The 9805-nt window shown below is 47.3% G+C and carries 5 protein-coding genes, 8 tRNA genes and 1 pseudogene; 11 read left to right on the forward strand and 3 right to left on the reverse strand.

Annotated features, from left to right (window positions below; genetic code table 11):
• The first annotated feature begins 7 nt into the window (after positions 1-7).
• The 11 genes from alaS (at position 8) to KFE26_RS20045 (ending at position 5469) form a co-directional block, all read left to right on the forward strand.
• The gene (gene alaS / locus KFE26_RS19995; protein WP_212601494.1) at positions 8-2632 is read left to right on the forward strand and encodes an alanine--tRNA ligase; all 2625 of its coding nucleotides are present in this window, start codon (positions 8-10) and stop codon (positions 2630-2632) included.
• Between the two features lie 9 nt (positions 2633-2641).
• The gene (locus KFE26_RS20000) at positions 2642-3898 is read left to right on the forward strand and encodes an aspartate kinase (protein ID WP_212601495.1); all 1257 of its coding nucleotides are present in this window, start codon (positions 2642-2644) and stop codon (positions 3896-3898) included.
• Between the two features lie 118 nt (positions 3899-4016).
• The gene (gene csrA / locus KFE26_RS20005) at positions 4017-4214 is read left to right on the forward strand and encodes a carbon storage regulator CsrA (protein ID WP_006082602.1); all 198 of its coding nucleotides are present in this window, start codon (positions 4017-4019) and stop codon (positions 4212-4214) included.
• Between the two features lie 205 nt (positions 4215-4419).
• A tRNA-Ser gene (locus tag KFE26_RS20010) sits at positions 4420-4511 on the forward strand.
• Positions 4512-4533: 22 nt separating this feature from the next.
• A tRNA-Arg gene (locus tag KFE26_RS20015) sits at positions 4534-4610 on the forward strand.
• 50 nt (positions 4611-4660) lie between these two features.
• A tRNA-Arg gene (locus KFE26_RS20020) sits at positions 4661-4737 on the forward strand.
• 86 nt (positions 4738-4823) lie between these two features.
• Positions 4824-4900, forward strand: a tRNA-Arg gene (locus KFE26_RS20025).
• Positions 4901-4949: 49 nt separating this feature from the next.
• Positions 4950-5026 (forward strand) — tRNA-Arg (locus KFE26_RS20030).
• Positions 5027-5075: 49 nt separating this feature from the next.
• Positions 5076-5152, forward strand: a tRNA-Arg gene (locus KFE26_RS20035).
• A 45-nt stretch (positions 5153-5197) separates the two neighbouring features.
• Positions 5198-5289 (forward strand) — tRNA-Ser (locus KFE26_RS20040).
• Between the two features lie 103 nt (positions 5290-5392).
• Positions 5393-5469, forward strand: a tRNA-Arg gene (locus KFE26_RS20045).
• Between the two features lie 604 nt (positions 5470-6073).
• Here KFE26_RS20045 and KFE26_RS20050 read toward each other — a convergent pair.
• The 3 genes and pseudogenes from KFE26_RS20050 to KFE26_RS20060 all read right to left on the reverse strand — a co-directional run.
• Positions 6074-8950, reverse strand: a complete 2877-nt coding sequence (locus KFE26_RS20050; protein WP_212601496.1) for a valine--tRNA ligase — start codon at positions 8948-8950, stop codon at positions 6074-6076.
• Positions 8951-8970: 20 nt separating this feature from the next.
• Positions 8971-9474, reverse strand: coding sequence for a DNA polymerase III subunit chi (locus tag KFE26_RS20055; RefSeq protein ID WP_105251817.1), 504 nt, complete (start codon positions 9472-9474; stop codon positions 8971-8973).
• Positions 9475-9712: 238 nt separating this feature from the next.
• Positions 9713-9805: pseudogene (locus tag KFE26_RS20060) on the reverse strand (IS5/IS1182 family transposase); the annotation flags it as partial.

The following is a 9805-nucleotide window of genomic DNA, read 5'->3' on the forward strand; positions in this document are numbered from 1 at the left end:
TGATTTCATGTATCAAACTACAGCAGAGCTCAGAAGCGCTTTCCTCGAATTTTTCCGCAGCAATGGTCATCAAGTTGTGGACAGTAGTTCATTAGTGCCAGGCAACGATCCCACACTTTTATTTACCAATGCAGGCATGAACCAGTTCAAGGACGTGTTTCTTGGCATGGACAAACGCAATTATACGCGTGCGACCACTGCTCAACGTTGTGTACGCGCCGGTGGTAAACATAACGATTTGGATAACGTTGGCTACACAGCACGTCATCACACCTTTTTCGAAATGCTAGGTAACTTCAGTTTTGGAGATTATTTCAAAGAAGAAGCGATTCGTTTGGGCTGGACTTTTTTAACTGAAACGTTAAAGCTGCCGAAGGAACGTCTGTGCGTCACTATTTATCAGACAGATGATGAAGCCTTTGAAATCTGGAATAAAAAAATTGGTGTCGCTGCCGAGAACATCATACGTATCGGTGACAATAAAGGTGCTGCCTTTGCGTCAGATAACTTCTGGCAAATGGGTGATACCGGTCCTTGTGGTCCATGTACTGAGATTTTTTATGATCATGGTGATCATATTTGGGGCGGACGTCCTGGCAGTCCTGAAGAAGATGGTGATCGTTTCATCGAAATCTGGAACATCGTTTTCATGCAGTACAACCGTCAAGCATCGGGTGAAATGTTACCTTTGCCTAAGCCCTCGGTTGATACAGGCATGGGGATTGAGCGTATTGCTGCGATTATGCAGGGCGTACATTCTAACTACGAAATCGATATTTTCCGTACTTTGATTGCTAAAGCCGCAGAGGTCATTGGTGTTAGTGACTTATCCGAAAAGTCGCTGCGAGTCATTGCCGATCATATCCGTTCATGTGCATTTTTAATTGCCGATGGCGTTATGCCGTCGAACGAAGGCCGTGGTTATGTGCTGCGCCGTATTATTCGTCGCGCTGTTCGCCATGGTAACAAGTTAGGTGCGACCGAAGCTTTCTTCTACAAGCTGGTTCCGTCATTGGTTGCGGTGATGGGCGATGCAGCAAAAGGGTTAGCTGAGACTCAAGCGATTGTTGAAAAGGCACTGAAAGCGGAAGAAGAGCAATTTGCCCGTACGCTTGAACGTGGTTTAGGTATTTTAGATACGGCCTTAAACGAGTTGAAAGGTGACACCTTAGACGGCGAAACCGTATTTAAGCTGTATGACACCTATGGCTTCCCAATGGATTTGACCGCTGACGTCTGCCGTGAGCGCAATATAATTGTCGATGAAGCAGGTTTTGAAGTCGCCATGGCTGAACAACGTAGCCGCGCACAAGCTGCCGGTAACTTTGGTGCAGATTATAACGCTGCGCTGAAAATTGATGCTGAAACTGCATTCAGTGGTTACACCGAATTAGCGGGTCAAGCTAAGGTCACCGCGATTTATCAAAATGGTGAGTCAGTGACGGCGATCAAAGCGGGTGATGAAGCCGTTGTCGTGCTCGATGTAACACCTTTCTACGCTGAATCTGGCGGTCAAGTAGGCGATAAAGGCCAATTGGTTGCGAATGGTATTGAGTTTACGGTAAACGATACGCAAAAGTATGGTCAAGCAACGGGCCATCAAGGTGTTTTGGCTACAGGTAGCTTGAGCGTTGGCCAAGTTATTGAAGCGAAAGTGGACAAAAAACTGCGTCACCGTACTCAGTTAAACCATTCTGTTACGCATTTACTGCATGCCGCACTGCGTCAAGTGCTCGGTACTCATGTCTCGCAAAAAGGTTCTTTGGTTGATCCTGAGCGCTTACGTTTTGACTTCTCCCATTTCGAAGGCGTAAAAGCTGCTGAATTAAAAGAAGTTGAAGAATTAGTTAATACTCAAATTCGTCGTAACCATGAGCTGAAAACCGCTGAAATGGGCATAGATGAAGCTAAAGAGAAAGGCGCTATGGCACTCTTTGGTGAGAAATATGATTCACAAGTGCGAGTTGTGACTATGGGCGATTTCTCTATCGAATTGTGTGGCGGCACCCATGTGGGTCGCACTGGCGATATCGGCTTATTCAAAATCACCTCTGAAGCGGGTATTGCTGCGGGTGTACGTCGCATCGAAGCCGTGACTGGTGCTGCAGCTATGGCTTATGTGGCGCAGCAACAAGCTGAACTGGAAGAAGCCGCTGCCTTATTGAAAGGTGATGCCAACTCAGTTGTGGCTAAGTTAAAAGCGCAGCTCGATAAGATGAAGCAACTCGAAAAAGAAATGGCGCAGCTGAAAGATAAGTTAGCGGCCGCAGCGAGTGCAGACTTAGTGGGCGATGCCGTTGTAGTTAATGGCGTTAACGTACTGATCAAAAAATTAGACGGCGTTGAGGCAAGTTCATTACGCGGCTTGCAAGATGAATTAAAACAGAAATTGAAATCGGCCATTATCGTGCTTGGTACAGCGCAGGAAGGGAAAGTTAACCTGATCGCGGGTGTGAGTAACGATCTGATCGGTAAAGTCAAAGCGGGTGAGCTCGTCGCTATGGTCGCTGCACAAGTGGGCGGTAAAGGCGGTGGTCGTTCTGATATGGCTCAAGCGGGCGGTAGCCAGCCAGAAAATCTGGATGCGGCATTGGCTCAAGTATTACCTTGGATTACTGAGCGTCTAGCTTAAGAGGTTGCTGTGCCCCAAAAACGAAAGCTTAGTGGTAGCAAGCTTTTTGTGAAAAAGTTCGGCGGTACTTCGGTGGGTTCTATTGAACGTATCGAAGCGGTCGCTGAGCAGATTACAAAGTCAGCTCACAATGGTGAGCAGCAAGTTTTAGTCTTATCCGCGATGGCGGGTGAGACGAATCGCCTGTTTGCACTTGCAGCACAAATTAATCCGCGGGCCTCGGCGCGCGAGTTAGACATGCTAGTATCGACGGGTGAGCAAGTGAGTATTGCTTTGATGTCGATGGCGCTACAACGTCGCGGCATAAAAGCAAAATCCCTTACGGGCGATCAAGTGCAAATTCATACAAATAGTCAATTTGGCCGCGCCAGCATTGAGCGAGTTGATACTGAATATTTGCAGTCTTTGCTTGCCGATGGTGTTGTGCCGATCGTTGCTGGGTTTCAGGGCATCGATCCTCAAGGCGAAGTGACCACCTTAGGACGCGGTGGTTCAGATACCACTGCAGTAGCCTTAGCGGCAGCGATAGAAGCCGATGAATGCCAGATTTTTACCGATGTGGCTGGGGTATTTACCACAGATCCGAATATTGATAGCAGTGCACGTCGCCTCGATGTGATTGGGTTTGATGTGATGCTCGAAATGGCAAAGCTCGGCGCTAAAGTATTGCATCCAGATTCAGTTGAATACGCCGAGCGTTTTCGCGTACCGCTGCGAGTATTGTCGAGCTTTGAAGCTGGGCAGGGGACGTTAATCCAATTTGGCGACGAGTCGGAATTAACGATTGCCTCATTAGTGCAAGGTATCGCGATTAATAAGGCGCTGGCAACGCTAACGATTGAAGGGCTGTTTACCACCAGTGAACGTTATCAAGCGCTGTTAGGCTGCTTAACGCGATTGGAAATCGATGTGGAATTTATTTCTCCATTGAGGATCCATGAGGATGATCCTTCGGGTCGAGTCAGTTTTATGCTCGCTGAAGCTAAGGTTGATACTCTGCTTAATGAGCTCGAAGGCTTAAGCGAAAGCCTCGCACTCGGGCCATTGATTATCGAACGTCAACGTGCAAAAGTATCTTTAGTTGGCAAAGGTTTACAGGCAAAAATGGGATTATTGACTAAGATGTTAGAAGTCTTGGGTAATGAAACTATTCATGCTAAGTTACTCACGACGTCAGAGAGTAAATTATCAACCGTTATCGATGAAAGGGACTTACACAAGGCGGTTCGGGCGTTACATCACGCTTTCGAGCTAAATAAGGTGTAATTAAATAACCGTTTGAGTATTGAATACTATTAATTTGTACTAAGCTGACCTTATAATAAGCCCATCTACCGGATGAGTGCCGTGTGTAAGCTGAATTAAGAAATAAAGGAGCTATCGAATGCTGATTTTGACTCGTCGTGTTGGCGAAACACTGATGATTGGTGATGAAGTCACAGTTACAGTGCTAGGGGTAAAAGGCAATCAAGTGCGTATTGGTGTGAATGCACCAAAAGAGGTTTCTGTTCATCGCGAAGAAATCTACCAACGCATTCAATCTGAAAAATCAGGTACACCATCGGAAGGTGGTAACTTTTAGTACCTTGTTTTGGCAAGCGTACTACGGCAACAGAAGAGTCAGTTTTTTAACTGGCTTTTTTATTTTTTAGACCGAAAGATTGGCGTAAATCAATACATTGGCTTGATATAACAGCAATGTGATTAAAAACAGTTCAAATGGAATCTGTTTCGGAAAAAGGGTTTGACTTATTTTCGTCAAACAGTAATATGTGCGCCAAGAAAACGGAGAGGTGGCCGAGTGGCCGAAGGCGCTCCCCTGCTAAGGGAGTATGGGCTTTAACTCCCATCGAGGGTTCGAATCCCTCCTTCTCCGCCATTTCTTAAAGATAGAAAACAGTGCGCGTGTAGCTCAGCTGGATAGAGTACCTGGCTACGAACCAGGCGGTCGGAGGTTCGACTCCTTCCACGCGCACCATTTTTTATTAGTGTTTGATGTAAAAGTAAAAGTAAATTTAGATACAAGTCGCGCGTGTAGCTCAGCTGGATAGAGTACCTGGCTACGAACCAGGCGGTCGGAGGTTCGACTCCTTCCACGCGCACCATCTCTGCATTAGTTAATCTTTAACTCATCAGTTTTGAATTTCATAAGAAATTTTGTAGATAATTGCTTATAGCAAAGAGTTAAAATGCGCGTGTAGCTCAGCTGGATAGAGTACCTGGCTACGAACCAGGCGGTCGGAGGTTCGACTCCTTCCACGCGCACCAATTTAGATTAATATGATTTAAATCGTATTAATGTTTTACCGCTTAACATGCGCGTGTAGCTCAGCTGGATAGAGTACCTGGCTACGAACCAGGCGGTCGGAGGTTCGACTCCTTCCACGCGCACCAATTTAAATTAATATGATTTAGGTCGTATTAGTGTTTTACCGTTTAACATGCGCGTGTAGCTCAGCTGGATAGAGTACCTGGCTACGAACCAGGCGGTCGGAGGTTCGACTCCTTCCACGCGCACCAATATAGTTAACAAGATACGTCTTGTTGATTTAAAGCGTTAAACGCGGAGAGGTGGCCGAGTGGCCGAAGGCGCTCCCCTGCTAAGGGAGTATGGGCTTTAACTCCCATCGAGGGTTCGAATCCCTCCTTCTCCGCCATTCTATTCTCTTAGTCGAGGGGAATAGAATAAATTTGCTAGATAAAAGTGCTTATCCTAGACTCAATCATGATTGGATCTATTAGAAGTACAAAAACGAGTTTGCGCGTGTAGCTCAGCTGGATAGAGTACCTGGCTACGAACCAGGCGGTCGGAGGTTCGACTCCTTCCACGCGCACCATATAGATAAGCCCTGCAAGCAATTGCAGGGCTTTTTTATTTTTTAATCTGTAATGGTTTAACTCATTATATTTTTACCCGCTTAAGTTTAACCTTAACTTTGCATCATCATCTTTTGCCTTACCTTAGTATCTTCGGTGTCGCTATCTTTAGCCATTTCGCTTTAAACACTTCTCTTTCTTAGGTTCAACTCACTGAAGAATCTGCTTTTGCCTGTGTTGAGAGTCTATGACGACATTAGATATTCATGTCTGCACTCAATGTCAGTCTCTCAGTGCTGCCTCTGGAGGTATTAGCTGTTCTTTAGTCTACATGTGTGGTGTTTACTTATGTCGGCAGTGATGGGCTACGTGTGAGCTCGTGAGCGATAGACCACGGGGAGTGATGAGGATGAATGGTGAGGTGGTTTCAATGCGGTGTAGTAAGTTAAAGGGCAGTGTTTAGAATTGACTCGGGTTAAAGGCGGCATCTGGCTCAAAAGCGTAGATTAAGGCTCATAGTTGCTCAAAGATTGCAACGATATAGATACAAGAAGGGCAGCCAAGTGGCTGCCCTTCATTCAGTTAGAACTAATCATAACAAGTGAATCAGAGTAAATGAGAAGCTTAAGCTTCTAACTTAGCAAACTCAGATTTTTGTTCATTGAGTTTGTCCATATCTCGCTTGAGATCGGCCATCTTGGCGCGCTCTTTGTCGATAACGTCGGCAGGGGCTTTTGCCACGAAGCCTTGGTTCGACAATTTGCCTTCGATGCGAGCTATCTCTTGGCCGAGCTTTTCAAGCTGTTTGTCGATACGGGCCATTTCGGCGGCGACATCGATTAAGCCTGCCATAGGGATCAGCAGCTCCATTTCGCCAATCAAACCTGTGGTCGACATAGGCGCAGTTTCGCCATCGGCTAAAATGGTCATGCTTTCTAAGCGGGCAAGCGTAGTGAAGAAGGTTTGGTTCGCTTCTACACGGGCTTTATCCTGCGCGCTAACACCACGAAGTAGGGCATTTAGCGGTTTAGATGGGGCAATGTTCAGTTCGGCGCGAATGTTACGCACCGCTACAATCACTTGCTTAACCCATTCTAAATCGGCCATTGCTGCGCTATCGACTTTAGCGGCATCAAATGTTGGGAACGGTGCCTGCATGATGGTATCGCCTGCGACACCGGCTAACGGTTTAACGCGCTGCCAAATGGTTTCAGTGATATACGGCATCATAGGGTGCATCAGGCGTTGCATCGCTTCGAGCACTGTCACTAAGGTGTGACGGGTGCCGCGCATTTGCGTTTCGCTGCCGTTTTGCAATACCGGTTTGGTTAACTCTAAGTACCAGTCACAGAACTGGTTCCAAGTGAACTCATACAGGGTATTGGCCGCTAAGTCGAAACGGTATGCTGTCATGTGATCGTCAAAGGTCTTAACGGTTTGATTGAACAAGCCAATAATCCAGCGATCGGCTAACGACAGCTCCATCTCGCCACCTTTGTGCTCTGGTGAGCCAGGGCCGCAATCTTGATCTTCTGTGTTCATCAGCACGTAGCGTGAGGCGTTCCACAACTTGTTACAGAAGCTACGGTAACCGTCTAAGCGCTTCATGTCCCAGTTGATGTCACGACCCGTTGATGCCATTGCCGCAAGCGTAAAGCGCAGTGCATCTGTGCCGTGGGCTTCGATACCGTCGGCAAACTCTTTGCGAGTGCTCTTTTCAATCTTGGCGGCCAGTTGTGGCTGCATCATATTACCGGTACGTTTTTCAACTAAATCTTCAAGGCCGATACCGTCGATCATGTCTAATGGATCGAGTACGTTGCCCTTAGATTTTGACATCTTGTTACCCGCTTCATCGCGGATAAGACCGGTTACGTAGACGGTTTTGAACGGGACTTGTGGTTTACCGTCTTCATCTTTGATGAAGTGCATGGTCATCATGATCATACGGGCAACCCAGAAGAAGATGATGTCAAAACCTGTCACCAACACGTCGGTTGGGTGGAAGGTTTTTAAATCTTCTAAATTGTCAGGCCAACCTAAGGTCGAGAAAGTCCACAGGGCTGAGCTGAACCAAGTGTCCAGTACGTCTTCGTCTTGGCGTAATGTCATTGAGTCGGCAATATTGTGCTTAGCACGTACCTCGGCTTCGTTGCGGCCGACATAGACTTTGCCGTTTTCGTCGTACCAAGCTGGGATACGGTGACCCCACCACAATTGACGTGAAATACACCAGTCTTGAATGTCACGCATCCACGAGAAGTACATGTTCTCGTATTGCTGCGGCACAAACTTGATGCTGCCATTTTCGACGGCTTCGATAGCAGTTTTCGCCATTGGCGCAACAGCCACATACCATTGGTCGGTCAGCATTGGCTCGATAACCACACCGGAGCGATCGCCGTAAGGCACTTTCAAGGCATGAGGCGCGATTTTTTCGAGCAGCCCTAAGGTGTCAAATTCGGCGACGATAGCATCGCGGGCTTTAAAACGATCAAGTCCGGCAAAGCGTTCAGGTAAGCTGCCATTGAGCGTTTTGTTAAAGGTACCGTCAGAGTTCACCACTTCGGCGCTCACGCGAATGGCGGCGTCTAAGGTCAGCACGTTGAACATGGGCAGGTTGTGACGTTTACCGACTTCATAGTCGTTAAAGTCATGTGCTGGAGTGATCTTCACGCAACCTGTACCAAAGGCCATGTCGACGTAATCGTCGGCCACGATAGGAATACGGCGGTTAACAATCGGCAACAGAATAAACTTACCGACCAGTGCTTGATAGCGTTCATCATCGGGATGCACTGCAACCGCACTGTCGCCGAGCATGGTTTCTGGACGCGTGGTAGCGACTTCTAAATAGTCTTTACCATCGGCCGTCAGTTCACCGTCGGCCAGTGGATAACGCAGGTGCCACATATGGCCCTGTTTTTCTTTGCTTTCCACTTCTAAATCAGAGATAGCCGTGTGTAGCTTTGGATCCCAGTTGACCAAACGCTTACCGCGATAAATCAACTCGTCTTCGTACAGACGTACAAACACTTCTTGCACGGCCTTGGACAAGCCTTCGTCCATAGTGAAACGCTCGCGGTCCCAATCAACAGAAGCGCCCATACGACGTAGCTGCTTAGTGATAGTGCCGCCCGATTGCGCTTTCCATTCCCACACTTTATCCATAAAGGCATCGCGACCTAGGTCATGACGATTTTTGCCTTCTTCGGCTTCAAGCTTACGCTCAACCAACATTTGGGTGGCAATACCCGCATGGTCAGTACCGACTTGCCATAGGGTATTTTTGCCTTTCATCCGTTGGTAACGGGTCAAAGTATCCATAATGGTGTCTTGGAAGGCGTGGCCCATGTGCAAGCTGCCCGTCACGTTTGGTGGCGGGATCATGATGCAATAATTGCCTTGGGATTCATCGCCGTGTGGCTTGAAGTAACCTTGCTCTTCCCAGTTTTGGTAAAGCGTTTGCTCGATGGACTGCGGATCGTATGTTTTTTCCATGGGAACGTGTCTGTCTCAAACTAATTAAGTGGATGTGTTGCTAAGTCTTGGGTCTGTAAATTGACCCCTAAGCCGCGATACTGTCGATAACGTTCGCGAGCGACCGCTTTATGCTGATCGTCATTGGCAACAAAATCGATAATGTGGCCAAAGTTTACCGCAAATGGGGGCGCTTGGTCTGCAAGATTAATCAGAACTTGGCGACTTTTGTTGGCGCCTAGGCGATCAAAACCAATTTCAACCGGCGATCCTGTCATCGGGCCTTCACCTTTTAGGTTATGGGGTACAAAGGCACTTGGCTCAAACTGCCATAAAAGTTCATCAATTGCATGGGCTTGCTGTTTATCTTGGCAATGGATATAGACCCATTGTTGCTTCACAAAAGCCTGCTGCGCCAGTTGGCATGCCAGAAGATGCATCTCGCAAAGTGCAGGGTTCGCATTCGCGGTTGCAACAGGTGAATCAGCCTTGGCTTTGGCAGGCGATGCCACTGGCGGCATAAGATAAAACAGCACTTGAGTCATGATTTCAATGCCTTGCTTCACTTGTTTTAGTGGCGAACGTGAGCAGCAGTTTACACTAAAAGTCAGTATGGGTTAATGCTTAGGGCAAACCTTACGGTGAGGTTTTATCTATCACTGTCTGGCGGGACTTAATGGGATGCTTTCAAACCGTTGGAGATGAAGAGGGTAGATCTATAACTCTTTGAAAAATGATTCTAAAACCATTAGGGTCTGTTGATCTTTGCTGTGCAAATGTTGTTCAGCAATACATCGGCAGCCACATTAACATAAACGCCAGTGACACCATACTGGCGTAATTTCTTGCTAGCTTGTCATACCTTGTTGATATTGC

This window comes from Shewanella sp. M16, from assembly GCF_018224605.1.
Taxonomy (GTDB): Bacteria; Pseudomonadota; Gammaproteobacteria; order Enterobacterales; family Shewanellaceae; genus Shewanella; species Shewanella oncorhynchi.

Coding starts and splice junctions, on each gene's coding strand:
- KFE26_RS20055 (WP_105251817.1), bottom strand. CDS start 9,474: ATGACTCAAGTGCTGTTTTATCTTATGCCGCCAGTGGCATCGCCTGCC.
- KFE26_RS20050 (WP_212601496.1), bottom strand. CDS start 8,950: ATGGAAAAAACATACGATCCGCAGTCCATCGAGCAAACGCTTTACCAA.
- alaS (WP_212601494.1), top strand. CDS start 8: ATGTATCAAACTACAGCAGAGCTCAGAAGCGCTTTCCTCGAATTTTTC.
- csrA (WP_006082602.1), top strand. CDS start 4,017: ATGCTGATTTTGACTCGTCGTGTTGGCGAAACACTGATGATTGGTGAT.